Origin of the sequence: Lysinibacillus sp. NPDC097162 (assembly GCF_044762185.1) — a bacterium.
Lineage (GTDB): Bacteria > Bacillota > Bacilli > Bacillales_A > Planococcaceae > Lysinibacillus.
Genome location: NZ_JBIWDT010000008.1, coordinates 1 through 26,454, shown reverse-complemented (window position 1 = coordinate 26,454; position 26,454 = coordinate 1). Strand labels below are relative to the sequence as shown.

Here is a 26,454-nt window from a genome sequence, read left to right as displayed (position 1 = left end):
TGGTAGAAAAATAATGATTGAAAGAGAGGAGAAATTTAGTTAGAATTATCTGAAAATAGAGAATTTATTGATAGTTAGTATATAATAAACTATAAATTTGTAATTTTTAAAAATATTGGTAGGATGGGGCGGTTGAACATGCGAAAAAAGCTGTTAGAGATTAAAGGTTTACAAACAACCTTTTTCACAGATGATGGACAGATTCCTGCCGTTGACGATATTGATTTTTCGGTCCATGAAGGGGAAATTTTGGGGATTGTTGGGGAATCGGGCAGTGGCAAAAGCGTAACATCTTTGTCCATTATGGGATTGATACCATCGCCACCTGGAAAAATCACAGGCGGACAAGTACTGTTAGATGGCAAAAATTTAGCTAAATTAACTGATAAGCAAATGCAAAAAGTGCGTGGGAAAGATGTGGCGATGATCTTTCAAGAGCCGATGACTTCCTTAAATCCTTTATTTACGATTGGGGATCAGTTGAAAGAGGCTATTTTAATTCATAATCCTAAGTGGTCTAAAAAGAAGGCTTTTGCACGCGCAGTAGAAATTATGAAACTAGTAGGGTTACCACGTGCGGAGGAACTATTAAAGGATTATCCTCATCAATTATCAGGTGGGATGCGCCAACGTGTAATGATTGCCATGGCACTTGTCTGTGACCCGAAGGTACTGATTGCCGACGAGCCTACAACAGCGCTAGATGTAACAATTCAAGCTCAAATATTGCAACTAATGAAAGATTTGAACAAGCGGATGAATACTGCTGTTTTATTAATTACGCATGATTTAGGTGTTGTAGCAGAAACTTGTGAACGCGTTATCGTTATGTACGCTGGACAAATTGTTGAAGAAGCATCTATTCAGGAAATTTTTAAAACGCCAAAGCACCCTTACACACAAGGACTTATTAAATCGGTACCAGATATGCGTTATAAAAAAGACAGTCTTTATTCGATACCTGGTAGTGTTCCAAAGCCGGGCACGATTAAAGACGGCTGTCGATTTGCAGCACGCTGTGAATTTGCGATGGAGCGTTGCCTACAGGAAACACCACCTTTATATGAAGCGACAGAGCAACATAAAGCAAGGTGCTTTTTAATGGAAGAACAGGAGGTGGTTCATTATGTCGAAAGTGTTGTTGAAGGTTGATGGTTTAAAAAAGTATTTTCCTATTCGGAAAGGATTCCTTAATACGCAGGTAGGGGATGTGAAAGCTGTGGACGATGTTTCCTTTGAAGTTTTTGAAGGGGAAACATTAGGCATAGTTGGTGAATCGGGGTGTGGGAAGTCAACTACAGGTCGCCTATTAATGCGCTTACTTGAACCGACAGCAGGTAACATTGAATTTGGAGGCAAAATGATTTCCACATTATCAAACAATGAAATGCGGAAAGCGCGAAGGGATATCCAAATGATTTTCCAAGATCCTTATGCTTCGTTAAATCCACGCCATACGATTGGCAAGATTTTAGAGGAACCGCTCATTGTTCATGGTATGGGCAATTCGAAAGAACGCAAAAAGAAAGTAATAGAGCTTCTCGAAATCGTTGGCTTAAATGAATATCACGCAAAACGCTATCCACATCAATTTAGTGGAGGGCAAAGACAACGTATTGGAATTGCTCGTGCGCTAATGACCAATCCTCGTCTAATTATTGCAGACGAGCCCGTTTCAGCGCTGGATGTATCAATTCAAGCCCAAGTTTTAAATCTAATGCAAACATTGCAAAAGGAATTAAAGCTTACTTATATATTTATTTCACATGACTTAGGGGTTGTGCGGCATATTAGTAATCGTGTCGGGGTTATGTATTTAGGCAAGTTAGTAGAGTTGACAGATAGTGAGAATTTATATGCAGAGCCGCTCCACCCATATACGCAGGCATTATTATCTTCTGTTCCTGTGCCTGATCCAACTTTTGAACGTGAGCAGCTTATTATATCTGGAGATATTCCGAGTGCATCCAATCCGCCAAGCGGCTGTGCATTCCATACGAGATGTCCTTTTAAGAAAGAACAATGCTCAAGCGTTGTTCCGAAACTGCAAGAAGTGAAACAGGGTCATTATGTTGCTTGTCATCTTTATGATGCGCTTCAACATTAAATGATATAAAAAAGTTTTAGGGGGAAAATAAATGAAGAAAAAGAAGCTTTGGTCATTAGGCGTAATGCTAATCCTTGTTCTCTCGACAATCTTAGCTGCGTGTGGTGGTGGCTCTGATGGCAAGGATACAGGTTCAAAAGATACGTCTACTGGCGGCGATTCAGCTAACGGCAGTGAAAAAACTTTAGTATATGGTCGAGGTGGGGACTCTACTGCACTTGATCCAGCGACAGTAACAGAAGGTGAATCTTTTAAAGTTACAGTGAATCTCTATGAAACACTTATTAACTTTGGAGATGAAGATGTTACATTGCATCCAGGTTTAGCAAAATCATGGGAAGCTTCAGACGATGGATTAACTTATACATTCCAACTTGAAGAAGGCGTAAAGTTCCACGATGGGTCTGATTTTAATGCAGAAGCAGTCGTGAAAAATTTCGAGCGCTGGAAAGCTGGCGCTGATAAGTTCCCGTACTTCATGTCCCAATTTACAATGGGCGGTGAGCAAGTAATTGAAGCAATTACAGCAGAAGGCGATTACACAGTTGTATTTAAACTGAAGCAGCCGCAAGCACCATTCTTGAAAAACTTAGCAATGTCACCATTCGCAATTGCTTCTCCAACTGCATTCGAAGCGAATGACGATGCACTTATCGATAATCCAGTTGGAACAGGTCCATTCAAATTTGTAAAATGGACACGAAATGATTCTATTACAATTGAGAAAAATCCTGACTATCGTATTGCAGGGTTCCCGAAATTAGATAAAGTAATTTTCCGTTCGATTCCTGATAACTCAGCGCGCTTAAATGCATTAAATAATGGCGAGGTAGATGTTGTCGATGGTTTAAGTCCATCTGATAAAGGATCAATCGAAACAAATGGCGATTTACAATTAATCGAACGTCCTTCTATGAACGTTGGTTATCTTGGTTTAACAGTAACACGCCCTCCATTTGATAATGTAAAAGTTCGTCAAGCAGTAAACTATGCAATTGATAAGCAAGCATTAGTAGATGCTTTCTATGAAGGGTTAGCGCAACCTGCGAAAAACCCAATGCCACCAGTTATTGCTGGCTACAACGATGATATTACAGGTTATGCGTATGATCCTGAAAAAGCAAAAGCTTTACTGAAAGAAGCAGGCTATGACGGTAAAGAAATTGAGCTATGGGCAATGCCAGTACCACGTCCATATATGCCAGATGGTCAAAAAATTGCAGAAGCAATTCAAAAGAATTTAGCTGATGTAGGTATTCCATCTAAAATCGTTTCATTCGAATGGGCTACGTATTTAGAAAAAGCTCAAAATGGTGAGGCGGATGCGTTCTTACTTGGATGGACTGGTGATAACGGCGATGCTGATAACTTCCTTTACACATTATTAGACGCTGATAATATCGGCTCAAATAACTACACGTTCTATGACAACCAAGAGTTACACAAATTATTTGTGGCTGCACAAACAGAAGTGAACGAAGACAAACGTATTGAACTTTACAAACAAGCGCAAACAATTATTTCTGAGGATGCTCCATGGGTTCCACTTGCACACTCAATTCCTATTTTAGCTGCAAGTACAAAAGTTACAAATTACCATGCACATCCAACGGGTTCTGACCGTTTAGAAGCAGTAGATATGAATTAGACAATAGAGAAATGAAAATTGTCGCTTACTCATAGTGACGTAACAAGATTTTTACAGCTTTGGACTTTGTCTAGCGTTGTAAAAACGGGTTGTGACTATGTTGGTCGCAACCCGTTTTTCTGTATGAAAGACAAACCATCTAAACGTCTATCGTTTGTTGAAGGCTGTCCCTTTCTACAGTATGTGTATTGACTTCAATGCTTTTCGTAGCAAAAGTATAATTAGAAAATTACAGAGAGGTGAAGAAGATGCTTCACTATATGGGAAGACGTTTATTTCAATTAATCCCAGTTTTGCTTGGAATGACTTTTATCGTCTTTATGTTAATTCGTTTAATTCCTGGTAACCCCGCGCAAGTGATTTTAGGTCAGCAGGCGACGAAAGAGGCGGTTGAGGCATTAAACGCAAGTTTAGGATTAGACAAGCCATGGTACACACAATATTTCGGCTATTTAGGTGGTATTTTTCAGGGCGATTTAGGCGTTTCATTGCGTACGAAGTTACCTGTTTCACAAGAAATTTTTCCATATTTAGCGGCAACAGCAGAATTAGCTATCTTTGCGATGATTATCGCAATTATTGTTGGTGTCAATGCAGGTATTATTTCAGCTTGGTTCCAAAATTCATGGTTTGATTATTTAGCAATGGTCATTGCTTTAATTGGTGTATCTGTGCCAGTCTTTTGGCTAGGATTGATGGAACAATGGGCGTTTAGCATTAACCTTGGCTGGTTCCCAACATCTGGACGTGATAATGTCCGTGACCCAATAACCGCCATTACGCATTTTTATTTGCTCGATACGCTCATTCAAGGGAGATTTGATCAGTTTACGGAAGTTATAAAGCGATTAGTGTTACCAGGGGTGGCACTTGCTACGATTCCGATGGCGATTATTGCCAGGATTACCCGCTCCTCTATGCTTGAGGTAATGCGCTCCGATTATGTTCGTACAGCTAGAGCAAAAGGACAAAAAATGTTTATCGTCGTTTATAAACATGCATTAAAAAATGCCGTAATTCCAGTATTAACAGTAATTGGTTTACAAACAGGGTTGTTACTTGGCGGCGCCATTTTAACAGAAACGATTTTCAGTTGGCCAGGCATTGGTCGTTATATTTATGATGCAATTGGCTTCCGTGATTATCCAGTTATCCAATCGGGTATTTTAATCGTTGCGTTTATTTTCATCATGATCAATTTAATTGTCGATCTACTTTATACAGTGATAGATCCACGCATTAAATACAAATAGGAGGGAGATGCGATAATGACTGGTGCGATAGAAATTAAAAAAGAAGCAATAGCAAGTCGAGAGCGTGCGGCAGGTCCTTGGAGAGAAGGCTGGCGAAGCTTTAAAAAAAGCAAAATCTCCCTAGTTGGTGCTGGGATAGTAATATTTTTTATACTACTTGCTGTATTTGGTCCAATGATTGCTCCTCAAGGGATTAATGAACAGGATTTATCAAAACGGTTATTGGCACCTTCAAGTGCACATTGGTTTGGAACAGATGACTTTGGTCGGGATATTCTTTCACGAATTATATATGGTGCGCGTATTTCGTTAAGGATTGGATTTTTTGCCGTTATTCTTTCGGTAGTTGTAGGAAGTACACTTGGAATTCTTGCAGGCTATTATGGAAAATGGATAGATACAATTATCTCTCGTATTTTTGACATTATGTTGGCGTTTCCTAGCATTTTATTAGCAATCGCTGTAGTGGCTGTACTTGGGCCGTCATTACAAAATGCTTTAATTGCGATTGCGATTATTAACGTACCTAACTTTGGGCGGTTAATCCGGTCAAAAGTGTTAAGTGTAAAAGAAGAGGAATATATCGTAGCAGCAAAAGCGATAGGGATGCGAGATTCGCGTATTTTATTTTCTCACATTTTACCAAACTCAATGACGCCAATTATTGTACAGGGAACATTAGCAATTGCGACAGCGATTATTGAAGCAGCTGCACTTGGCTTCCTAGGCTTAGGGGCTCAAGCACCAGCACCAGAATGGGGTAAAATGCTTGCTGATGCGCGAATCTACTTATTAAAAGCGCCATGGACAATGATTTTCCCGGGCTTAGCGATTATGCTAACGGTACTAGGTTTTAATTTAATGGGTGATGGTTTGCGAGATGCACTAGATCCGAAAATGAAAAGCTAATATGTAAAATAGCCTTCTACTGAAAAAGCTAGAAGGTTTTTTTACTTGTTAAGACGAATAAATGAACTAACTATAAATTTACAATTTCATCCTGGAGCCATTATTTGAATTTTATGTAATATTATTTTAGACTTAATTTATGCTGACATACATACTTTATTGACGCAGCTACTGCTCACTAATGAAGGTTTTGAGGAAGCGTACAAGACTTATTATAAGAAGAAGTATATCGATGCTTATACTGTTAGCAACTTTTTAGCAGAGGTGCATTCAAATAAGGAGGGCATTAAAAATGGGGATTAATTTACAAAAGGGACAGCGTGTAGATTTAACAAAAGGCAATGCTGGTTTAAATAAAATTAAAGTAGGCTTAGGGTGGGACCCTGTAAGTCAAACAAAAAGCGGTGGCTTTTTAGGAGGCTTATTTTCGAGTGGTAGAACAGCAGGCAGAGATGTTGACTGTGATTCCTCAGTTTTAATGTTACAGGATGATCGTATAGTTGCAGGAGATGACGTAGTTTACTTCGGAAAATTATCGAGTAAATGTGGATCTGTTGTACATTCTGGTGATAATTTAACTGGTGCTGGTGATGGTGATGATGAAGTAATTACAGTTGAGCTAGGGGCAGTACCTGCTCAATACAATAAATTAGTATTCGTCGTTAACATTTATGATGCAGCTGGACGTAATCAACATTTCGGTATGATTCAAAATGCGTATATTCGTGTGTACGATGACAAGACAGGTAATGAACTAATTCGTTATAATTTAACTGATAATTATTCGAATTTAACGACGCTAGTGTGTGGTGAAATTTATCGTCACGGTAACGAATGGAAGTTTGCAGCTGTTGGTAACGGTACAAATGATGTAAAACTTGGTGATGTAGTTCGAAGATATCAATAAATATAAATTTGAGGAGGAATACAAATGGGTATTTCATTACAAAAAGGACAAAAAGTAGATTTAACAAAAACAAACCCAGGCTTATCAAATGTAATTGTAGGTTTAGGATGGGACACAAATAAATACGATGGTGGACATGATTTTGATTTAGATTCGTCGATTTTCTTACTTGCTGATACAGGTAAAGTAGCAGATCAAAATGATTTCATCTTCTACAACAATACTATTGGTGGTAATGGTTCTGTTGAACACTCTGGCGATAACTTAACAGGAGTTGGCGAAGGGGATGACGAAATCGTTAAAGTTTCGTTAAAAGAAGTACCTGCACATGTGCAACGCTTAGCTTTCACTGTTACAATCCATGAGGCAGAAGCACGTAGCCAAAACTTTGGTATGGTGTCTAACGCATTTATCCGCATTGTAAATGCCGCTACGAATGAAGAAATCGTTCGTTATGACTTAGGTGAAGACTTTAGTATTGAAACGGCTGTCGTTGTAGGCGAATTATACCGTCACGGCGGTGAATGGAAATTTAACGCAATTGGTGCTGGATACCAAGGCGGTTTAGCTGCACTTTGTAATGATTATGGCTTAAGCGTAAACTAACGGTTTAACTTTACACGAGAAAGGGAGTTTTTTTCTAATGGGTATTCAGTTAAGTAAAGGACAACGCATTGATTTAATGAAACAGGATCCAGGCTTAAATAATGTAGGGATTGGTTTAGGCTGGGATGTTAAACAATTCGATGGAGGAAGTGACTTTGACTTAGATGCATCAGTGTTTTTATTGGATGCATCGGGAAAATGCCGTAATGAACAAGACTTTATTTTCTATAATAATCTAACAAGTCCCGATAAATCGGTCCAGCATATGGGTGATAACCGTACTGGTTTAGGTGATGGAGACGATGAAAAAATTCTTGTGAATTTAAAGCAAGTATCCCCTCAAATTGAAAAGATTGTTGTAACAGTGACAATTTACGATGCTGAAGGTCGCCGTCAAAATTTCGGACAAGTATTAAATGCATATGTTCGTTTATCGAACGAAGAATCTGGTTCAGAAGTTCTTCGCTATGATTTAGCAGAAGATTTCAGTATTGAAACCGCGGTCGTATTTTGTGAGCTGTACCGTCATAATGGCGAATGGAAATTTGCCGCTGTTGGCTCTGGCTATCAAGGTGGGCTCGCTTCATTAATCAATGCTTATGGTCTAGAGTAATTAAAGTACGATGTATATCTGCAATGTCCACTAGTAGGCATTAATTTAAATCATGATGAACTTAACGGAAGGCACTGTATTAGTCTGTATAAACAGGTTGATGCAGTGTCTTTTTTACAAAGGTCATTCTTTGATGAGGGAGAGAATTGGATGCAATATTTTGCAACTGAAGCGGAGACGATTTTTTATCAACAACCACGCACATTTACTAAACTAGATTCACCAGATATTTTATCGTACGCATTAGGTGCAACGCTATATATGCCTGCATCTATGCCTAACATTATTGAAATGGTACAATCACAAAAATATCAAGATTTAAAGTCGATTGTTATAGATTTAGAGGATGCAGTTGGAGATGCAGAGTTAACGAGCTGTGAAGAAAAAATAATAGAGGATATAAGCGCACTCTACACACTTTATGTCCATAACGAAATTTTGCTTGAAGATTTGCCACTCCTATTTATTCGTGTGCGGAGTTTAGAGCAATTTAGACTTTTGACGTCTGTATTAGGAAAGCAACAGGAAGTGCTTACGGGCTATGTATTTCCTAAGTTCACAGCTAGACAAGGAGCTGCCTATTTTGAAATACTTGAGCAAACGATTGAACAGCATCAGCTAACGCTATATGGAATGCCTATTTTAGAAAGCCGAGACATTTTATATAAAGAGTCTCGAATGGAAGCTTTATTTGCGATACGAGATGTGCTGCGTCAATATAGAAAACGTGTACTTAACGTACGTATCGGTGCTACTGATTTTTGTGGAATTTATGGAATTCGTCGTCGAGTAGACTCAACAATTTATGATATAGCCGTTATTCGAGATTGTATTGCAGATATCGTCAATATACTAGGTCGTGAAGAAGATGACTTTGTTATTTCGGGACCAGTATGGGAGTATTTCAGCAATGAACGGGTATTAAAACCAACGCTAAGAGCTACACCATTCAGTGAAAAGGGAGCTTTATATGCACGTAAGGCACTACTTGATGATTATTTGGATGGCTTGATGAAGGAGGTAATTTTAGACAGACAAAATGGCATTTTAGGTAAAACAATTATACATCCAAGTCATATTCGAATTGTACATGCACTTTATGTTGTTTCTTATGAGGAATATGTAGATGCTACTAGTATTATTGATAATGAAGGGCAAAAGGGTGTTTTAAAAAGCCATTATGCCAATAAAATGAATGAAATGAAGCCACATATGAGATGGGCACAGAAAGTTTTACGCCAAGCACATATATATGGTGTATACAATGAATCTGCAGATTTTGCCTCTCTTTTATTGAATGCAAGTGTAGGAGGAAGTACAGATGACGAAGCTCAACAACAAGATGAACATTATTCAAGATTATAAAATTGATATTGAGATTACCCAAAACCCTTATGATTTTGCGATGACGGATTTATTCAAAATGGCGACACGTATTAATAAAAAGAGACAGTTTTTATTTGTGAGTACCGTCCTTGGTAAGCATTTAGCAGTTCGTCCACAGGTGCCGATTTTGACAGGCGCATTATTAGCAATGATGTATCATGAAAAACTGGTTGGTCATGATTGTTTGTTATTACAGCCAGTTGTACAGGCGATAAAAAATCAGCAAAATATGCAAGGGATTTTACTGCAAGTAGAGGAGCAAAGACTGGAACTAGCAGAGGAAGTTTTATTTATCGGCTTTGCTGAAACGGCAACAGCTCTTGGTCATGCTGTTTTCAATGCTTTTAAGACCAATGCAACTTATGTCCATACGACGCGAGAACTACTACCAGAGCTCGAACCGTTTGTCACTTTCGAAGAAGAACATTCGCACGCGACGAGTCATCGCGTGTACTGCGAGCAACCTGAAAAACTGCTGCAGGCAAAACAAATTGTGCTCATTGACGATGAAATTACAACAGGAAATACAGTGGTAAACATTATTGAAACACTACGCCAAAAGTTCCCTACTGTTCAGCATTATTCTGTTTTATCGATTTTAGATTGGCGTTCGCCACAGCAAAAAGCGATGTTTGCGGAGCTAGAGGCTAGGTGGGGGGTAACGATTGATTTTGTATCGATTATGAGTGGGCAATTTATTTGTGATGGCACACCACTTTTAACAAATTATCAGGTGCAAAGTACCTCTCAAGCAACAACAGAAATGAAGTTGCTTTCAGTGAACGAGGTAGTTGAACAGAAACATTACTATTCTATCGCTGAAAATGGTGTGGAAAATAGAGCGCCTTATATGTTAGCAACAGGTCGATTAATGTTAACGACTGAGCAACATGCTGCACAAAAGAAGATGTATCAAACTATCGCGGACCAGTTACGAGGGCTTCGTACAGATGGACCAGCACTTGTCATCGGTACAGGAGAGTTTATGTATGTGCCAATGCAGATAGCGACTTGTTTAGGAGAGGATGTTTATTTCCAATCAACGACACGTAGCCCAATTTATTGTGCAAATAATCCATCCTATACAATAACAGAAAAAATTGCTTTCGAAAGTCCAGAAAATAATGGTGTTGAAAATTACTTATACAACTTACATAGCCATCCATATTCGGAACTTTTTTTAGTCGTAGAACGTATAGCCAATGAAGAGGTAGTGGCAAGGGCAGTACATGCATTGAAATCTGTAAGTAACGCAAATATTTATGTGATTTGTATGCACGAATGGGGGACTGAATAATGCATGAAATGAAGCAACCAGATAAAATGGGAAGCTATTCACCTGAAGATGTTGTCTTTTTACTACGAGATATTAGTAACGTTAACTTAGAAATAGATAATGAACAGCGTGAACGACTTATTCAATCGGGTACCCACTATTCAGAAATGTTGCCAGTAGAGTATCTTCCTTCTGAAGCATATATGAACCTGTTTTATCGAACGTTAGATGATTATGCACAACGTATTGCGGTTGCTGTAGGATTGGTGGCTCAACAAATTGTAGAGCGCCGTGGTTTAGAACATTTAGTGCTTGTTAGTTTAGCGAGAGCAGGAACGCCTATTGGTATTTTAATTAAGCGTTATATAAAAATGCATTATAACGTGGACGTTCCTCACTATACTATTTCGATTCTCCGAGGTCGGGGTATTGATGACTACGCTATCAAATACATATTTACTCAGCACCCACTTGCACAAATTCAATTTATTGATGGTTGGACAGGGAAAGGCGCGATTACGAGAGAATTACAACAAGCGTGTGAAAGCTTTAATGAGCAAAACAATAAACAGTTGGATGCGACATTAGCAGTACTTGCTGATCCAGGACATTGTGCAGCGATCTATGGTACACGTACTGATTTTTTAATACCATCCGCATGTTTAAATTCAACCGTTTCGGGCTTAGTTAGCCGAACAGTATGGAATGCACAGTTCATGGATGTAAATGATTTTCACGGGGCAAAATTTTATAAAGAACTACAAGTGGCTGATGTCTCCAATGTATATATTGACCGTATTAGCGCGTATTTTTTACAAGTAGAGAACGATGTGGAGCAACAGCTTCGTGAACGAATACCTTCTACAATTACGTGGCAAGGGTTGGAAACCGTTGTTGCTATTCAACAACATTATGGCATAACAAATAGTAACTTTGTGAAGCCAGGAGTTGGGGAAACAACACGGGTATTACTTCGCAGAGTCCCTTGGAAAATTTTAATTAACCCTAAATATGTGCATGAATTAGCGCACATTTTACTATTAGCTAAGGAAAAAAATGTGGAAATTGAAGAATATCCACAAATGTCCTATGCATGCTGTGGCTTAATAAAAGAAGTGTAGAGGAGAGAAGACATGCTACTATTTACATCTGATTTAGATCGTACGCTTATTTACTCCCAGCGCATGATGGATAAGTATCCACCAAATACAGCTCCAATTACAGCTGAACGAAAAGATGGGGAAGCACTTAGTATGATGACAGAAGTAACGATGTCATTATTGCAACAAGTCCACCAACAAACATTATTCGTTCCTGTTACAACACGTGCAATACATCAGTATGAACGAATACATGTAATAAAAGAGCTGCGTCCTACTTTTGCAATTACGAGTAATGGGGGTACAATAATAGAACAAGGACGCCCTAATATGGAATGGTCCAGAATTTTACGCAAAAGAATTGAAGATTCCTCAATTCCTCAAGCAGATTTGGTACGCCAATTTAATAGCATAAAATCAGATGATTGGCTTCAACAATCGTTCTATGTTGATGAGCTATTTTATGTTCATTATGTGGATTGTAATATTTTACAGCAGGACGAAGTGCAGGCAATAATTCAAGACTTTGCAGTACATGGTTGGCATGTACTGCTGCAAGGACGAAAATTGTACTTTATGCCAAAGGCGCTTACGAAAGAAGCCGCAATTTCGTATTTGAAGGAGCATTGTACATATAATATGCACTTGGCAGCGGGTGATTCCATAATGGATTATGGAATGCTCGCTTTGGCTGATAGAGGTTATACGCCATACCACGGTGACTTAAAAGACAAACAACCTCAAATACTAAAGAACACAGTATATTCGGCTCATAGCGGTGAAGCATTTACAAAATATTTATTAGAAGATGTATTACAATTGGCTGCCAAGCAACCGATTGTGGAAGTATGATGTAAGGAGGTGATGCTTGTATGCAAACAGTCACAATTGAATCGGTATTAGAAAGAGATTCTTATGATTGGCTACAAGCCTTCCAAGATACAGCTAACGCGCGAACAGTTTACGAGGTAACAGCACAACACGTACGTTTTAGTCGTATTGCTGTACGTATATTAGGTGTCCCGATAGAAGAAGATGATTATTTTAATTCCTTATATACAATGTCACAAAATTCAAATGTCCATATTTTAAGCGAAGAATTAAACAAACATATTGAGCAAAAGGATTTTCAGGCATTGCAAACGATTTTAGAACAACATCAGCAATCCCCTAAAGGCTTGTCGATTAATCGACTGATTGCCATGATGTATGGTCATCAACTAATTCCTAAGCATGATGATCCTTCGATGAATCGTCATTTACAGCTAGTGACGATGCGAGTAGTGGAGCGCTTCAGAGATCAGCAATCACTTGGATTACTAGCGAATGACTTTCGACGCTTTTTAATTGATATGGTGAAGTGGCTCAAAAACCATTGGATTCAGTGGACAAAAGCGATGAAACCGACAGATGATTTTCCGAAGGTCGTTTGGTATGGTGAAACAACAATTAGTCAGCGCTATTTTCTCCTATTATTAATGGAGCTTGGCTGCGATGTGTTAATCTTCCATCCTGCGGCGATTGATGAATTTGCTACTGTGGATCCGACAGATGCATTTTCTGTTACGCACTCCTATGTAAGTCAAACAGCGTTACAGCCATTCCCAGATAAATTACGTGATCGCCAAGCTACAGTTGGCTATAGTTCTAGCCAACATTTTGAACACTTAATGCATGACCAGCATTCTGGTGTTTATCGACCATGGCAATTTAAAGATCATTTGCCGCGTTCATTAACACTACGTATGACATATGATGATATTTTTATTTATGCCAATGAAAAGGCGATGGTTCGCCCGAAATTTGAGGTGCTTAGGGATGAAGTAATCATTCCTGTAATTTTCGCGAAAATTAGTGGTGTATCTAGTAGCCGTGAAGAATATTGGGGGTATATGCATCAACTGCTTGCTAGCCCACAAGCTGTATTTGTACATGAATTTCCATATGCAAAAACGAGTAGAGCTAATTTTCATTTTCACTATAAGCATTGTTTAGTGAATGGTGAACTATCTACGGAGCGGATTATGCAAAGTGATTGGTGGCAATATGATGATTTGACATTGGAGCTACAATCAGCAATTGCTCATACAATTAAAACGTCCTGTGAACAGCCCATGCTGAAACTGCAGCCAAATGAGTCACAGTACGAATTGCAATTATTTATATTTAAACAAATGACGATGATTCCAAAGGATATATTGCGCCTATTACAAAGTTTTGATTATGCTCAGGAAGTTCCCAAAGTGGTGCTCTATCAAGCTCCGCAGCAGCCGTCATTATCACGAGAAGATATTGCTCTTTTAGCATTTTTAAATCGTTTTGGCGTGGATATTATTTTTTACAATCCAACAGGAAAGCTTGATATAGAAAAACATTTGCTAGAGGATACGTTTGATGGACATCGTCTAGAGCATATGGTGTTTGACTTACAATTTGAAGAGCCAAAGCAACAAAAGGCAAAGCCTGATAAAATGATTAAAAAATTATTTAACCGTTTCTTCTGACGGCTTGGAAAGGAGGAACACGATGTCAAATAGAGCTATTGTCCTTGAACGATTGACAGCTGAAACGGCAGATCAAACAAAACAACAGCTATGTCAAAATCCAGAAGTACAGCATATTGCAAATCATATCAATATAAAAAATAAACTTGAATTAACGGAGCTCGGGAAGGAACCAGCAGTTAAGCTTTCTCGTTTCTCAGACCAAATTTTAAAAACGATAGCCCATTCAAAAGTAAATGAATCCAATGAATTGTTAAAACAGCTTGAAGCGCTAATGTCTAAGTTTGATAAAAAAGAAGTCATTGAGCAACAAGGCTTTTTTGGGAGACTGTTTAAACGAGCTCCAAAAAATAAGGAAGATTTGTATGCTAAATATAATACTCTTGGTAGAGATATTGAAAAAGTCCATTATCAATTTGTGCTAATGGAAGAAGCATTGGCAAATGATAATCGAATGCTTGCTCGCTTGTATAACGAAAATTTGTCGTATTATTTGGAGCTTGAAAAATATATCATAGCAGCAGAAATGAAACTAGACGAGATAAAGACAACGCTAATTCCGATGTATGAAAAACAAAGTGATGCAGGTAATCAAATTGCTAAAATGGAGCTTACTACTTTACAAGCAATTGCCGAAACACTTGCACAAAAAATTGATGAGCTTGAAAAATCGCGTTTGGTAGCAATTTTAGGGGCAACACAAATGGATATGCTACGCAATGGCAATAGTGAGTTAATGGAGCAAATAAACGGAGCGTTTATTACGACAATTCCCGTTTTTAAATTAGGTATTATGAATGCGGTGAATGAAAAGCGGCAACAGCTACATCAGGAATCCGTAGCTGCTTTTGAAAAGCGCATGAAGCAATTTGGTGAAGAAAATAATCGTGCTGTTTTGCAAAGCTTAGAATATGCGCAACAAAGTGAGACGACTATGACGCTCGAAGAAATGTGGGAGACAATCGTTACTGGTATTGCAAGTTATCGTCAAATACGAGCTGAACAAGCAACTAAGCGTCAACAAATAGAACAACAACTAATGGCATTAAATAGTGAAGCCTAAAAAAGCTGACACCATATTAAGGTGTCAGCTTCAAACGTTTGTTTTGTCTATTGGCCTTCATTTGCAGGTTTCACACGCCTGTTTCTTTGCGAAGCCTTGTCAATTGAGTGGCAAATTAGTTGGAAAGAAACAAATGAATTCTACTGGTCGATAAATCAAGAAACTGTATTACTTTGGTTAATCAACATACATGTTAGCTTAAAGTATAATGATTACTTGAAATAATGCGGTGGAAAACAGGGAAAAGAGGGAATCGATGCCTACTATACTAGTTGCTGACGACGATGCGAACATTCGCGAACTCGTCTGTTTATTTCTACGCAACGACGGATTCGCAACAGCTGAAGCAGCGGACGGCAAGGAAGCACTGGCCGTCTACAACTCAACGAATGTCGATCTTGTCATACTTGACATTATGATGCCGATTATGGATGGTTGGACGTTAAGCAAGGAGCTCCGAAGAGCCAATCCTGATTTACCTTTACTTATGCTGACTGCGAGAGGAGAAACATGGGAGAAAGTGAAAGGTTTCGAACTTGGGACGGACGATTATTTAACGAAACCATTCGATCCGTTAGAGTTGACGGTTCGTGTTAGGGCACTACTTAAACGATACAAGATTGGCTCCACGCAGACGATCCATTTCGGGAATGTCATTCTTGATCGACAGACCTATAAGGTGACGAAGGGGACGGAGACGCTTACGTTGCCACTAAAGGAGTTTGAATTGCTGTATAAGCTCGCTGGAACACCAGGACAAGTCTATACGCGCGTGCAGTTGATCGATCAGATTTGGGGTATCAATTACACTGGAGATGATCGAACGGTAGACGTACATATTAAACGGCTGCGTGAACGGTTCGCGACAACACCTGATTTTCGGATTGAAACGGTGCGCGGGCTTGGGTATCGGCTTGAGGTTTATGAATGATCAGATCCTTATATATACGTGTTATCCTGACATTTTTAGTCTCCATCATCGGGGGCACGATCATTTCTTTTTTTGTGTCAACTTGGATATTCGAAGATAAATTGAACGAAAATGCTCAAACCAACTTACGTAACTTTGGTCAAGACATCGTCCAGATTTACAACACCCTTCCGTTACATGAAGCGGACATGTTCGTAAGTGAAATGAAGCAACTCGATTCTTATTATATTCGAATTTACGAAACAACGGGTCAGTTCAAGTCTTACGGTAAACTTCACGGACACAAACCTGAGCCTGTGACGAGGGAGCAACTAAAGAAAGCATTAGATGGAGGTGTTGTTCAAGAAACTCCTAATGGTATTGCCACGGTCCTCTTAGGGTTGCCGTTGAAAACGGAAATGGGAACGAAAGCGATATTTCTGGAAGCGCTCGCCCCTCCTTCGTCCTCTTATGTCACAAAGTGGGCATTGGTCTTTGCAACATGTTCGTTGATTGCAGGAAGCTTATTGATTCTAGTTGCCTCTGTATACCTGGTAAAACCAATCAAAAAGCTGACAAAAGCGACCAAGCGGATAGCATCTGGAGATTTCAACGTCAAGTTGAATATTAAGCAAACGAGTGAGCTGGGTACTTTGGCTCGCAGCTTCGAAGAAATGATGCACGATCTGCAGCAACTTGAGCAGATGCGCAGGGAATTCGTAACGAACGTGTCGCACGAGGTTCAGTCTCCACTCACTTCGATATCCGGTTATGCTCTAGTGCTTAAGCAAGTTGATCTTTCAGAATACGAACGAAGCCGTTATCTTGATATTATCATCGCTGAAGCGAAAAGGATGTCCAAAATGAGCGATAGCCTGCTAAAGCTGAGTTTGCTTGAATCGCAGTCAAAGCAACTGCAACTCGTCACGTTCAGCCTAGATGAACAAATCCGACGGATAATCGTGGCGCTCCAGCCACAATGGTCTGCTCGCGATATACATTTCGAGCTTGATTTACAGACAGTTAAAGTAACGGCTGATCATGACCTGTTAAATCAGGTATGGACGAATATCCTTAGAAATAGCATCAAATTTTCCGAGGATGCCAGCGTAATTAACGTAAGCATTAAACAAGATATCAAAAACGTGACAATCCTAATATCCGACACTGGTATTGGTATTCACCTTGACGACCAAAAGCGTATATTCGAGCGTTTTTTTAAGGCCGATCGTTCCCACAGTCGTAAGTATGACGGAAGTGGTATGGGACTCGCTATCGTTAAACAGATTGTGTCGCTTCATCAAGGTGACATCCGAGTGAAAAGTGAACTTGGTCAAGGAACGACCTTCATTGTCACCTTGCCAATCACTACACCAATAGATTAGTTAGATTCATTCTCTATGCTACGACTCATATGCAAGCTTATTTGCATATAGAGCCGTAGCATTTTTTTTGATAGTTCATATTCAGTTCATATTGTCGTCATAAGGAGTACATCTTCATTTGTTAAGGTTTCATTACAGGCACATGAAGGAAGACAATCAACCAGATCAGGACAGGAGAAGATGACAGTGATACAACAAGAGGAAAAGAAAACGCCGAGTGGAACGAAAATAAAGAAAGTGCGAAACATCTTACTTAAAATCATAGGAGTAATCGTTCTAGCCATTGTACTTTTTTTAGGTATTGTTTATACCGTAAATGTGATGAGTAGTCATTCGGAGCAAAAACGAATCGTGCCTTACGGGCAGCATGTATCTGTAGACGGGAAAAACATGAATGTGTTAATTCAAGGCGAGGGCAAGGAAACAATCGTGCTCCTGCCTGGTTATGGAACAGCTACTCCAGGGCTTGATTTTAAGCTTCTTATCGATGAATTATCTCCATTTTACAAAGTTGTTGCGATAGAGCCTTTCGGTTATGGATTAAGTGATGAAACTGAAAAAGAGCGGACCACGGAGAACATTGTAAGTGAAGTTCATGAAGCTCTACAGCAGCTTCATATTAACAGATACATGCTCATGGGCCACTCCATTACAGGCATTTATGGAATTGATTATGTGAACAAATATCCAAACGAGGTGACGGCATTTGTCGGAATCGATAGCAGTGTTGCAACACAACCGGGTATGGATATGAATTTCCCATTAAAAACGTTTGCATATCTCAAAAAATCAGGTCTCTTAAGATTGGCTATGAAAATCAGTGCTGACCCCTATGCTGGACTGGCATTTGATGAAAAAACCGTGGAGCAAATGAAAATGATTTCAAATAAAAACATGTATAATGACACAACCTTGAATGAGATGGACCATATTTCGTCTAATTTTAAAGGGGCTCAAGGTTTAACCTTCCCTAAATATCTTCCACTTCTTCTCTTTGTACAAGCGAATAATGAAGATGTAGCAGGATGGTTACCTCTGCATGAAGAGCAGATCAAAGACTCGGTACATGGAAAACTAGTAACCATGGATGGATCACATTATTTACACCATACCAAATTTAAAGAAATCGCTGAAAACGTTAGACTATTTATGAAAGAAGTAAAGTAAGTGTTCAAAGAAAGGTTCATCCGTTAATTTATGAATTTGTCTACAGTCTGCAAGACCATCGTTTAGATGGTCTTTTTTACATCCAAACAGGGATTGATTGGTGTCGACATATACAATAGCCCAGTTCAGTCTCATTCAAAAGGTTGTAACGAATCCAGGCAGAAAAATGAGTTGAATAGAGCATTTAATCAGGATGAGGGGAGGGGGATGACGGTCTATATGAAAATGAATCGACTTTTAGAATAAGCCAAACAAAATAAAAAGAAGCCGTTTTCCCTTAGCGTAGGAGAAAACGGCTTTCGAAGCGAAGCGGAGGAGGAGGCTTAAGTAACACCCGCGGAAAGCGAGCAATCCGTACCGTCAACATGTACATAGAAGTTTACAAGGCAAGCCCCAAACACGAAAAGTAGTGGTAGGGATTGCCCAAATAGCTTTGTTAATTGGCCTATTAAATAAACTCTTCCTCAATTTCCAAGTTGATTTCTTCACCGTGATAGTTTTGATAGGACACAATTAATGTATCTAAGTGCTCTAAATTTTCTTCGTAATCTAAAATACGCGATAAAATATACAGAAGGTGATAGCTTGAAAATTCTGTATCGCCTTCTTCGTGCGCAAAGGTCACTTGATGGATAAAAATCTCCATTAACTGATTGCGTTGGATGTAGTCGATATGGTTGCTCCATTCGGAATGCTCAGGCTTTAATTTCCCCGTATATTTCAGTAACAGCTGCTCATGGTAGGTAAGCAGAAAGTCTAGACGCTCTTGAATCATTAAATGGAACTGTGTCGGTAAATGTGCTAATTCGTTTTCATGATTATGCAGACGTTGTAACAATTCTAGACTCTTTTTTGAAGTAGTAATCATTTGACGGTACACAACTAATTTCCGTGCTTTGACGTATTTTTTATTTTTAAAGTAATTTCGTTCTTCCTTGAAAAACTCATAAAGTGTGTCGACTCTAAGCATACGTTCTCTAAATTTGTTTAAAGCCGTTTTAGTAGAAGTATGCTCAGAAGCTTGACGAACAGCTAGTCTCGTCCAGCGTATAATATCATCCTGTAAAAAGTAAATTTTACGGAAAAGCTTTACTTCGTATTTTGGTGGTAAAAACACAAGATTTACAACAAATGCTGCTAAAACCCCAACTAAAATTGTAAGAAAGCGAATTAAACCAAACGTAAGAAAGTCATCACCCTGTATTTCCATAATGGCTACAACGGAAACAAGTGCAAGAGACAGTGACTTTTCAAGCTTGAATTTTAACATCAATCCTATTGCGATAATTACTGCAATACCAACAGCCACGACGTGGTGACCAAAAAGTAAGCCGAAGATTACGGCAATGGAGGCTCCTATAATATTTGCTTGTACTTGTTCAACTATCGTTTGATATGAGCGATATATGGACGGCTGAATCGCAAAGATTGCTGCAATTCCAGCAAAAACTGGGGATGGTAATTGCAGGAGCTCAGCAACAAATAGAGCAAAGACAATAGCTACGCCAGTTTTAAATACACGGGCACCTAATTTCATAATAAAATCGATGTCCTTTCTGTCTAATATTTTTAACTTGCTTCAGCAGAAGTGCTCCACTGCTATAAGTGGGAGTGAATCAAGTTAAAGGCCTCAGCGGATGTCTCAGATTTTAAGGAGAGCTCAAGCAGGCTCAAAAAAATCTGGATACAATTACGCCGAGTCGTAATTAATGCTTCTTTACATTATAGAAGGAAGTTCTTAGAAAATACATAGATTTGTATATCGTAATATAAAAAAGGCGACTCTCATATGAAAGTCGCCTTTTTTCGCCCTATTATAGTTGAGAAAATGCATAATCGACAGCTTCGATTGTTTCACGAATATCTGCCTCTGTATGCTCAGTTGTTAAAAACCATGCTTCATATTTAGATGGAGCGAGGTTAATGCCTCGTTGAAGCATTAGTTTAAAGAAGCGCCCGAAAATTTCTCCGTCAGTGTTCTCTGCCTGCTCATAATTTTCTACCTTCACATCTGTAAAGTAAATTGTAAGCGCACCTTTTAGACGATTTAAAGTAATTGTTACACCATGTTTTGTTGCAGCCGCTAAAATACCGTCTTCTAAAATCGCACCAAGTCGATCCATTTCATCGTAAATACCTGGAGTAGCTAATACTTCTAAGCAAGCTATACCGGCTTGCGTTGATGCAGGGTTTCCTGCCATTGTACCTGCTTGGTATGCTGGTCCAAGTGGAGCAACTGTATCCATAATTTCTTTGCGACCACCGTAAGCACCGATTGGTAAACCACCACCAATGACTTTTCCTAGCGCAGTAAGGTCAGGTGTTAAACCAAGTAATGTTTGTGCGCCACCGTAATGGAAGCGGAATGCCGTAATCACTTCATCGTAAATTGTAAGTGCACCTTTTTCTTTCGCTGTAGCATGCACTAATTCTAAAAATCCAGGTTTTGGTTCAACAATTCCGAAGTTGCCTACAATTGGCTCAATTAAAATAGCAGCAATTTGATCGCCCCATGTATTCATCGCTTCAGTAAATGCTTCTGGATTGTTAAATGGTACCGTAATTACTTCTTCTGCCGTAGCAGTCGTTACACCCGCTGAGTCTGGTGTGCCTAATGTAGCTGGTCCAGAGCCTGCAGCTACTAATACTAAGTCAAAGTGACCGTGGTAGCAGCCAGCAAACTTCATAATTTTTGTACGGCCAGTATAGGCACGAGCAACACGGATTGTTGTCATCACTGCTTCTGTACCAGAGTTGTTAAAGCGTACTTTATCCATTGAAGGAATGGCTTCTTTAAGCATTTTTGCAAAAGTTACTTCGTATTCAGTTGGAGTTCCAAATAAAGTCCCGTTTTCAGCGGCATTTGAAATTGCCTTAGCGATATGTGGATGGCCATGACCTGTAACAAGTGGGCCATATGCCGCTAAATAATCGATGTAACGGTTGCCGTCAACATCCCAAAAATAAGCTCCTTTTCCTCGAGCCATTGCAACGGGAGATCCCCCACCAACTGCTTTATATGAACGAGAAGGGCTATTCACACCACCAACGATATGTAAAAGCGCTTCTGCGTGTACTGCTTCGGATTTTGAGTGATTCATAAATATGCCTCCTAAGTAATTATACTTAATCTATTGTAGACCTATCAGTGTAAGAAATCCAAAGAAAATAAGGGATATGACTTGATTTGTTACTTAGAGTAAAATAAGAAATGCAAAAGGAGGAGATTGTTATGACATTAGTAGAAGGACAGAAAGTACCCGATTTTTCACTTGTTAATGACAAAGGGGAGTACGTACAATTAGCAGATTTCAGGGGCAAAAATGTAATTTTGTACTTTTATCCGAAAGATATGACACCCGGTTGTACAACAGAGGCATGTGATTTCCGTGATAAGCATGAAGACTTCAGTCAGTTAAACGCTGTTATATTAGGTGTGAGCCCTGATAATGTCCAAAAGCATACAAAATTTATTGATAAGCATGGGCTTCCTTTTACACTTTTAGTGGACGAGGATCATGCAGTAGCGGAGGCTTATGGCGTATGGGGGTTAAAGAAAATGTATGGACGCGAATATATGGGGATTGAACGTTCTACCTTTTTAATTGATACAGATGGTAATCTTATAAAGGCTTGGCGTAAAGTACGCGTAAAAAATCATATTGAAGAAGTATACACATATTTAGCAAATCAGGAGGAACATAAATGAGAATTTATTTTACGTTTGAGCCAAGACCCGATTTACGTGAACCGTTAGTAGAGGAATTTTCACAATGTGACTTTGTATTTAAAAATGGGTTATCTACGGATGAACTTCAAAAAGCAGATGTACTAGTTACATATGGCGAAGATTTAAATGATGACAATATGCAATACGCAACGAAACTAAAATGGATATTCGTTGCTTCGGCAGGTGTAGAAAAAATGCCAGCACAAGCAATTATTGATCGAGGTATTTTAGTATCAAATGTGCGTGGAATTCATAAATCACCTATGGCTGAGTCAATGCTTGCTCATATTTTAGCAATTAAGCGTGCATTGCCGTGGTTATACGAGCATCAGAAGAAAAGAGAATGGTCGAAAAAAGGGAAACAAACTGAATTACGTGATAATACAGCGCTTATATTAGGGCCTGGCGCGATTGGCTCGGAAGTAGGTCGCTTATTACAAGCATTTGGTGTAACTACAATTGGCTGTAACCGTTCAGGTAAAGCAGCACCTTACATGGATGAAATGGTTAGTTTTGCGATGCTAACAGAAGCTTTGCCAAAGGCGGATATCGTCATTTCTGTATTGCCAAAAACAGCGGAAACTACGCATTTATTGAAGGAAGAGCATTTTAGCGCAATGAAAAACGATGCCATTTTCATGAATTTTGGCCGTGGAAATTTAGTAGATGAAAAGGTACTTATTCATGCTATGGAAACAGGTGAAATTGGCTACGCAGTATTAGATGTATTTGAAGAAGAACCACTTAGTGCAAATAGTCCATTATGGTCATGTCCGAATGTCATAGTGTCACCACATGTTTCAAGTCATTCTTCTCGCTATGTGGAACGCAGTTTAGATATTTTTAAGCCTAGTTTGATGAAATGGTTAAATGGAGAGACAGCTCTAGAAAATGTAGTGGATCTGTCGAGAGGATATTAAAAAGTAATTTAATTTAGCTGATGTATAGGACGGAAGTTGACAGATGTTAGCTTAATTCGATACACTAATTGTAACAATTATAAATTAATAATACTTATGAAAAGGGGTGCATGACGATGTCTATACCGCATTTACAGGATGCACTTGACACGTTAAAAACAACTGGTGTACGCATTACTCCTCAGCGTCATGCTATTTTAGAATATTTAATTCAATCGATGACACATCCGACTGCGGATGAAATTTATAAAGCGCTTGAAGGAAAATTTCCGAATATGAGTGTGGCAACTGTCTACAATAATTTACGTGTATTCCGTGAAGTAGGATTAGTGAAAGAGCTTACTTATGGGGATGCCTCTAGCCGTTTTGATTTTGTTACAAATGATCATTATCATATGATTTGTGAATGTTGCGGTAAAATTGTCGATTTCCATTACCCAGGTTTAGATGAAATCGAACACTTCGCTTCACAAGTAACAGACTTTGATGTGCACACACACCGTCTAGAAATCTACGGCACGTGTCCAGCATGTAAAGATGTTGCAGCGAAAGTACAATAAGTTTTCTTGGAGTTTTTACGAAAGCGTATGAATGAAAACGTTTAAAAAAGCAAGTGGGCATTAGCTCGCTTGCTTTTTATAATGGAACGAAAAAGATTTTCTTTAAATAGACTGAACATTCTCGATATAAATAATGTATGTTAAGAATAAAGCGTTGGAGGTTGGAGCATAGCAAATGAGTATCTCTGACAATTGAACAGTTAATAGGAGGGATATAATGAATGTACAATTAGGGAGTAGTAATTACTTTAGTACATTAAAAAAAGAAGAACGTTTATCGGATAATTTGTTTTTAGCAAACCAAAAAAGAAAAGCAACATATGAAATAAAAAAAGAGAATGGTTATATACGCCATATAGTAACGAAAGAAAATGGCGAAAAAGTAATTGTAAGAGAAGTGAAAATTTCAAAACAAGAAGAACAAGAACAGTCTTCTGGTGAGGTAAACGATATGATTACGCAAAAATTAGTAGAGCAAATGATGCAATCATTCGATGACAGGCAGAATCAACAGAAATTTTTCAAAACTGGTATAGCTGGTCTAAAAGAAAAACAAATTTCTAAATATATAGTGAGCATCTAATATCGGTTATTTCTATAATAGTAGTGGTGGTAATAATAAGAAAATTCCTAGCTCTTATATGAGGGCTAGGAATTTTTTGCTTTGTTATTATAAGATTGATCGAACTCTTTTCCTTCAAGTGTTGGATCTAGTGTTAATGGTTCGTTACAGTACATGCACATATCTACACGACCTAAAACCTTCGTATGCTTATGGCAATTCGGGCACTCTACTTGAACTGCTCTTGTTGAGAGAAGGCCAATCCAAGCATAGACAACTGTACTACCGATAATACACAGTAAACCAAGCGTCATGAAGATTAAGACAAGGATAGGATGGTTTTTGAAGAATATTCCCCCATACATAACAACAAAGCCGATAAAAATAAGTGCTAATGCAAATGAACGGATTTTATTAATTTTACTTTTGTAAGGTTTCATACAATATCTTGCCTCCCAATCTAAAATCTACTATAACATATAAGAACAAAGTATTTTAGTTTTGACTAAAAGGCAAAGAAGGAATACTTTCAGAGTATGTCGAAATTTTAACGAAATAAAGTCATATAACAAATAGAGGAGGACTGAACATGGAGCAAGTTTTGCGCCCGATATACCAAGAACGTGCGAGTCAGTCTAATACATTAGGTGTCATTTTAATGGAGAAGCGTGAAGAACAAAGTAACGTTACTGACACATTCGATACGATATTACTAATTATTGTGAAGGAAGCGGATCAACCTGTTTTCTCAAAGCATTATTTATATGAGGGGAATAAGGTAGCCTTACATACTGTTACAGAGAAATTGTTACGCAAGTGGTTACTAATCGGCTCTAACAAAAAAGTAGTTGATTGGATTTTCTTTGGCAGAGTGTTGTTTGATCGTAATGAATTCCTTCATAAATTAAAAATTGAACTACAAGAGTTCCCGTTTAGCGGTCGGAAAATTAAAACAGGTATTCAATTTTCAAAATTAATTCGACGTTATTTAGAAGGGAAAGAATATTTTGATAAGGGAAGCTACCTGGATGCCTATAATCATGTTGTTGATTCATTGCATCATTTAGGGCGATTGTCCATTATAGATAGTGGGCTTTATCCAGAAGTTACGGTATGGGCGCAAGTGAAAAAGATAGAGCCTGCTATCTATAAGTTATATGAAGAACTTGTTATGAGCAGTGAGCCAATTGAAAAGCGATTAGAGCTACTATTTTTAGCAAGTGAGTTTTTAATTCATTCACGAACACAGGATGGAGCTCAACATATATTAGAAGTAATGCAAACAAAAGAGACATGGACTATTCAAGAATTACATGATCATCATGAGCTTGTTAACTATTCTGTAGACTTAGAAGTATTTGTAGAGTATTTAGTGGATAAAGGCTACATACTTATTGAACCTGTCGTTGCAAAAAGTGAAATGATATTCCACCGGCATTATAAGGTGGATAAAGAGTCTATAGAATTTGAATAAGCCATATAGTATGCTAGTTATCGAGGTATAGAAAATACCTCGATATTTTTTTGAAAAAAGTGTTGACGTTTAATATATTGATATTGTATTATATTAATTGTCGCTAAGACATACTAAGAACACTTAAAAACGAGTGAAAAAAACTTTTGAAAAGTTATTGACGCAAGTTGAATAAGGTGTTAAGATAAAGAAGTCGCTGAAAAACGACAAAACACATGAACCTTGAAAACTGAACAAGCAAAACGTAATCAATATAGTTTCTATTAACTAACTTCGTTGGTGAACGAAACAAAATTTTGGACATCAAAATTGATGCCAGCAAAACAATTTGAGCTAATCAAATTTCTTTTATGGAGAGTTTGATCCTGGCTCAG

The 26,454-nt window shown here is 38.5% G+C and carries 25 protein-coding genes; 22 read left to right on the top strand and 3 right to left on the bottom strand.

The features are described from left to right. Nucleotides 1–138: 138 nt before the first annotated feature. The 17 genes from ACIQXW_RS21780 (at nt 139) to ACIQXW_RS21700 (ending at nt 18,834) form a co-directional block, all read left to right on the top strand. Nucleotides 139–1,152, top strand: coding sequence for an ABC transporter ATP-binding protein (locus ACIQXW_RS21780; protein WP_340822354.1), 1,014 nt, complete (start codon nt 139–141; stop codon nt 1,150–1,152). Beyond that, nucleotides 1,127–2,107 (top strand): ABC transporter ATP-binding protein, encoded by a 981-nt coding sequence (locus tag ACIQXW_RS21775; protein WP_340822355.1) that lies wholly within the window; start codon nt 1,127–1,129, stop codon nt 2,105–2,107. Before ACIQXW_RS21780 ends, ACIQXW_RS21775 begins: the two co-directional genes overlap by 26 nt. Before the next feature lie 31 nt (nt 2,108–2,138). Beyond that, nucleotides 2,139–3,755 (top strand): ABC transporter substrate-binding protein, encoded by a 1,617-nt coding sequence (locus ACIQXW_RS21770; RefSeq protein ID WP_340822357.1) that lies wholly within the window; start codon nt 2,139–2,141, stop codon nt 3,753–3,755. Nucleotides 3,756–4,003: 248 nt separating this feature from the next. Continuing rightward, nucleotides 4,004–5,008 (top strand): ABC transporter permease, encoded by a 1,005-nt coding sequence (locus ACIQXW_RS21765; RefSeq protein WP_340822358.1) that lies wholly within the window; start codon nt 4,004–4,006, stop codon nt 5,006–5,008. Nucleotides 5,009–5,023: 15 nt separating this feature from the next. After that, nucleotides 5,024–5,917: a nickel transporter permease gene (gene nikC, locus ACIQXW_RS21760; RefSeq protein ID WP_340822360.1), complete on the top strand. Its 894-nt coding sequence runs from the start codon at nt 5,024–5,026 to the stop codon at nt 5,915–5,917. A 292-nt stretch (nt 5,918–6,209) separates the two neighbouring features. Then, nucleotides 6,210–6,824, top strand: coding sequence for a TerD family protein (locus ACIQXW_RS21755; protein WP_340822361.1), 615 nt, complete (start codon nt 6,210–6,212; stop codon nt 6,822–6,824). Nucleotides 6,825–6,848: 24 nt separating this feature from the next. Then, nucleotides 6,849–7,430: a TerD family protein gene (locus ACIQXW_RS21750; protein ID WP_340822363.1), complete on the top strand. Its 582-nt coding sequence runs from the start codon at nt 6,849–6,851 to the stop codon at nt 7,428–7,430. Between the two features lie 37 nt (nt 7,431–7,467). Next, nucleotides 7,468–8,043 carry a TerD family protein gene (locus ACIQXW_RS21745; protein ID WP_340822364.1) on the top strand — a complete coding sequence of 192 codons (576 nt, stop codon included), beginning with the start codon at nt 7,468–7,470 and terminating at the stop codon, nt 8,041–8,043. A 150-nt stretch (nt 8,044–8,193) separates the two neighbouring features. After that, nucleotides 8,194–9,408, top strand: coding sequence for an HpcH/HpaI aldolase/citrate lyase family protein (locus ACIQXW_RS21740; protein WP_402765487.1), 1,215 nt, complete (start codon nt 8,194–8,196; stop codon nt 9,406–9,408). Further along, the gene (locus tag ACIQXW_RS21735) at nt 9,365–10,726 is read left to right on the top strand and encodes a phosphoribosyltransferase family protein (RefSeq protein ID WP_402765484.1); all 1,362 of its coding nucleotides are present in this window, start codon (nt 9,365–9,367) and stop codon (nt 10,724–10,726) included. Before ACIQXW_RS21740 ends, ACIQXW_RS21735 begins: the two co-directional genes overlap by 44 nt. Continuing rightward, complete coding sequence (locus tag ACIQXW_RS21730; protein ID WP_402765481.1) at nt 10,726–11,826, top strand: cysteine protease StiP family protein; 1,101 nt, start codon at nt 10,726–10,728, stop codon at nt 11,824–11,826. The genes ACIQXW_RS21735 and ACIQXW_RS21730 overlap by 1 nt, the downstream gene beginning before the upstream one ends. A 12-nt stretch (nt 11,827–11,838) precedes the next feature. Beyond that, a complete protein-coding gene (locus tag ACIQXW_RS21725; protein WP_402765478.1) occupies nt 11,839–12,657 on the top strand; it encodes an HAD family hydrolase in 819 nt (272 codons plus the stop codon). A 20-nt stretch (nt 12,658–12,677) separates the two neighbouring features. Beyond that, nucleotides 12,678–14,309 (top strand): YceG family protein, encoded by a 1,632-nt coding sequence (locus ACIQXW_RS21720; protein ID WP_402765475.1) that lies wholly within the window; start codon nt 12,678–12,680, stop codon nt 14,307–14,309. A 22-nt stretch (nt 14,310–14,331) separates the two neighbouring features. After that, a complete protein-coding gene (locus ACIQXW_RS21715) occupies nt 14,332–15,372 on the top strand; it encodes a toxic anion resistance protein (RefSeq protein ID WP_402765472.1) in 1,041 nt (346 codons plus the stop codon). Nucleotides 15,373–15,628: 256 nt separating this feature from the next. Beyond that, on the top strand, nt 15,629–16,303 hold the full coding sequence (locus tag ACIQXW_RS21710) for a response regulator transcription factor (RefSeq protein ID WP_402765469.1): 675 nt from the start codon (nt 15,629–15,631) through the stop codon (nt 16,301–16,303). Further along, nucleotides 16,300–17,667, top strand: coding sequence for a sensor histidine kinase (locus tag ACIQXW_RS21705; protein WP_402765466.1), 1,368 nt, complete (start codon nt 16,300–16,302; stop codon nt 17,665–17,667). Before ACIQXW_RS21710 ends, ACIQXW_RS21705 begins: the two co-directional genes overlap by 4 nt. 186 nt (nt 17,668–17,853) lie before the next feature. Further along, a complete protein-coding gene (locus ACIQXW_RS21700) occupies nt 17,854–18,834 on the top strand; it encodes an alpha/beta hydrolase (protein ID WP_402765463.1) in 981 nt (326 codons plus the stop codon). 448 nt (nt 18,835–19,282) lie between these two features. On the opposite strand, the gene ACIQXW_RS21695 is transcribed toward ACIQXW_RS21700, so the two are convergent. Both ACIQXW_RS21695 and ACIQXW_RS21690 read right to left on the bottom strand, forming a co-directional pair. Beyond that, nucleotides 19,283–20,371: an FUSC family protein gene (locus ACIQXW_RS21695; protein WP_340822379.1), complete on the bottom strand. Its 1,089-nt coding sequence runs from the start codon at nt 20,369–20,371 to the stop codon at nt 19,283–19,285. A gap of 277 nt (nt 20,372–20,648) precedes the next feature. Beyond that, nucleotides 20,649–21,935, bottom strand: a complete 1,287-nt coding sequence (locus tag ACIQXW_RS21690) for a glutamate-1-semialdehyde 2,1-aminomutase (protein WP_402765460.1) — start codon at nt 21,933–21,935, stop codon at nt 20,649–20,651. 131 nt (nt 21,936–22,066) lie between these two features. On the opposite strand from ACIQXW_RS21690, the gene bcp reads away from it, so the two are divergent. From bcp to ACIQXW_RS21670, 4 genes are all read left to right on the top strand, one after another. Beyond that, nucleotides 22,067–22,543, top strand: coding sequence for a thioredoxin-dependent thiol peroxidase (bcp, locus tag ACIQXW_RS21685; RefSeq protein ID WP_402765457.1), 477 nt, complete (start codon nt 22,067–22,069; stop codon nt 22,541–22,543). Then, a complete protein-coding gene (locus ACIQXW_RS21680) occupies nt 22,540–23,484 on the top strand; it encodes a D-2-hydroxyacid dehydrogenase (RefSeq protein WP_402765454.1) in 945 nt (314 codons plus the stop codon). Before bcp ends, ACIQXW_RS21680 begins: the two co-directional genes overlap by 4 nt. A 116-nt stretch (nt 23,485–23,600) precedes the next feature. After that, nucleotides 23,601–24,044 carry a peroxide-responsive transcriptional repressor PerR gene (gene perR, locus ACIQXW_RS21675; RefSeq protein WP_173479551.1) on the top strand — a complete coding sequence of 148 codons (444 nt, stop codon included), beginning with the start codon at nt 23,601–23,603 and terminating at the stop codon, nt 24,042–24,044. A gap of 217 nt (nt 24,045–24,261) precedes the next feature. Next, nucleotides 24,262–24,627 (top strand): hypothetical protein, encoded by a 366-nt coding sequence (locus ACIQXW_RS21670; protein WP_401021762.1) that lies wholly within the window; start codon nt 24,262–24,264, stop codon nt 24,625–24,627. Nucleotides 24,628–24,692: 65 nt separating this feature from the next. Here the strand turns inward: ACIQXW_RS21670 and ACIQXW_RS21665 are convergent, their stop codons facing one another. Continuing rightward, nucleotides 24,693–25,046: a YgzB family protein gene (locus tag ACIQXW_RS21665; RefSeq protein WP_340822385.1), complete on the bottom strand. Its 354-nt coding sequence runs from the start codon at nt 25,044–25,046 to the stop codon at nt 24,693–24,695. A gap of 149 nt (nt 25,047–25,195) precedes the next feature. On the opposite strand from ACIQXW_RS21665, the gene ACIQXW_RS21660 reads away from it, so the two are divergent. After that, nucleotides 25,196–26,080, top strand: coding sequence for a nucleotidyltransferase-like protein (locus tag ACIQXW_RS21660; protein WP_340822386.1), 885 nt, complete (start codon nt 25,196–25,198; stop codon nt 26,078–26,080). The last annotated feature ends 374 nt before the right edge of the window (nt 26,081–26,454 follow it).

What these genes read in the sequence shown, in the direction of transcription:
- ACIQXW_RS21780 (WP_340822354.1), top strand. Translation starts at nt 139, where the DNA reads ATGCGAAAAAAGCTGTTAGAGATTAAAGGTTTACAAACAACCTTTTTC.
- ACIQXW_RS21775 (WP_340822355.1), top strand. Translation starts at nt 1,127, where the DNA reads ATGTCGAAAGTGTTGTTGAAGGTTGATGGTTTAAAAAAGTATTTTCCT.
- ACIQXW_RS21770 (WP_340822357.1), top strand. Translation starts at nt 2,139, where the DNA reads ATGAAGAAAAAGAAGCTTTGGTCATTAGGCGTAATGCTAATCCTTGTT.
- ACIQXW_RS21765 (WP_340822358.1), top strand. Translation starts at nt 4,004, where the DNA reads ATGCTTCACTATATGGGAAGACGTTTATTTCAATTAATCCCAGTTTTG.
- nikC (WP_340822360.1), top strand. Translation starts at nt 5,024, where the DNA reads ATGACTGGTGCGATAGAAATTAAAAAAGAAGCAATAGCAAGTCGAGAG.
- ACIQXW_RS21755 (WP_340822361.1), top strand. Translation starts at nt 6,210, where the DNA reads ATGGGGATTAATTTACAAAAGGGACAGCGTGTAGATTTAACAAAAGGC.
- ACIQXW_RS21750 (WP_340822363.1), top strand. Translation starts at nt 6,849, where the DNA reads ATGGGTATTTCATTACAAAAAGGACAAAAAGTAGATTTAACAAAAACA.
- ACIQXW_RS21745 (WP_340822364.1), top strand. Translation starts at nt 7,468, where the DNA reads ATGGGTATTCAGTTAAGTAAAGGACAACGCATTGATTTAATGAAACAG.
- ACIQXW_RS21740 (WP_402765487.1), top strand. Translation starts at nt 8,194, where the DNA reads ATGCAATATTTTGCAACTGAAGCGGAGACGATTTTTTATCAACAACCA.
- ACIQXW_RS21735 (WP_402765484.1), top strand. Translation starts at nt 9,365, where the DNA reads ATGACGAAGCTCAACAACAAGATGAACATTATTCAAGATTATAAAATT.
- ACIQXW_RS21730 (WP_402765481.1), top strand. Translation starts at nt 10,726, where the DNA reads ATGCATGAAATGAAGCAACCAGATAAAATGGGAAGCTATTCACCTGAA.
- ACIQXW_RS21725 (WP_402765478.1), top strand. Translation starts at nt 11,839, where the DNA reads ATGCTACTATTTACATCTGATTTAGATCGTACGCTTATTTACTCCCAG.
- ACIQXW_RS21720 (WP_402765475.1), top strand. Translation starts at nt 12,678, where the DNA reads ATGCAAACAGTCACAATTGAATCGGTATTAGAAAGAGATTCTTATGAT.
- ACIQXW_RS21715 (WP_402765472.1), top strand. Translation starts at nt 14,332, where the DNA reads ATGTCAAATAGAGCTATTGTCCTTGAACGATTGACAGCTGAAACGGCA.
- ACIQXW_RS21710 (WP_402765469.1), top strand. Translation starts at nt 15,629, where the DNA reads ATGCCTACTATACTAGTTGCTGACGACGATGCGAACATTCGCGAACTC.
- ACIQXW_RS21705 (WP_402765466.1), top strand. Translation starts at nt 16,300, where the DNA reads ATGATCAGATCCTTATATATACGTGTTATCCTGACATTTTTAGTCTCC.
- ACIQXW_RS21695 (WP_340822379.1), bottom strand. Translation starts at nt 20,371, where the DNA reads ATGAAATTAGGTGCCCGTGTATTTAAAACTGGCGTAGCTATTGTCTTT.
- ACIQXW_RS21690 (WP_402765460.1), bottom strand. Translation starts at nt 21,935, where the DNA reads ATGAATCACTCAAAATCCGAAGCAGTACACGCAGAAGCGCTTTTACAT.
- bcp (WP_402765457.1), top strand. Translation starts at nt 22,067, where the DNA reads ATGACATTAGTAGAAGGACAGAAAGTACCCGATTTTTCACTTGTTAAT.
- ACIQXW_RS21680 (WP_402765454.1), top strand. Translation starts at nt 22,540, where the DNA reads ATGAGAATTTATTTTACGTTTGAGCCAAGACCCGATTTACGTGAACCG.
- perR (WP_173479551.1), top strand. Translation starts at nt 23,601, where the DNA reads ATGTCTATACCGCATTTACAGGATGCACTTGACACGTTAAAAACAACT.
- ACIQXW_RS21670 (WP_401021762.1), top strand. Translation starts at nt 24,262, where the DNA reads ATGAATGTACAATTAGGGAGTAGTAATTACTTTAGTACATTAAAAAAA.
- ACIQXW_RS21665 (WP_340822385.1), bottom strand. Translation starts at nt 25,046, where the DNA reads ATGAAACCTTACAAAAGTAAAATTAATAAAATCCGTTCATTTGCATTA.
- ACIQXW_RS21660 (WP_340822386.1), top strand. Translation starts at nt 25,196, where the DNA reads ATGGAGCAAGTTTTGCGCCCGATATACCAAGAACGTGCGAGTCAGTCT.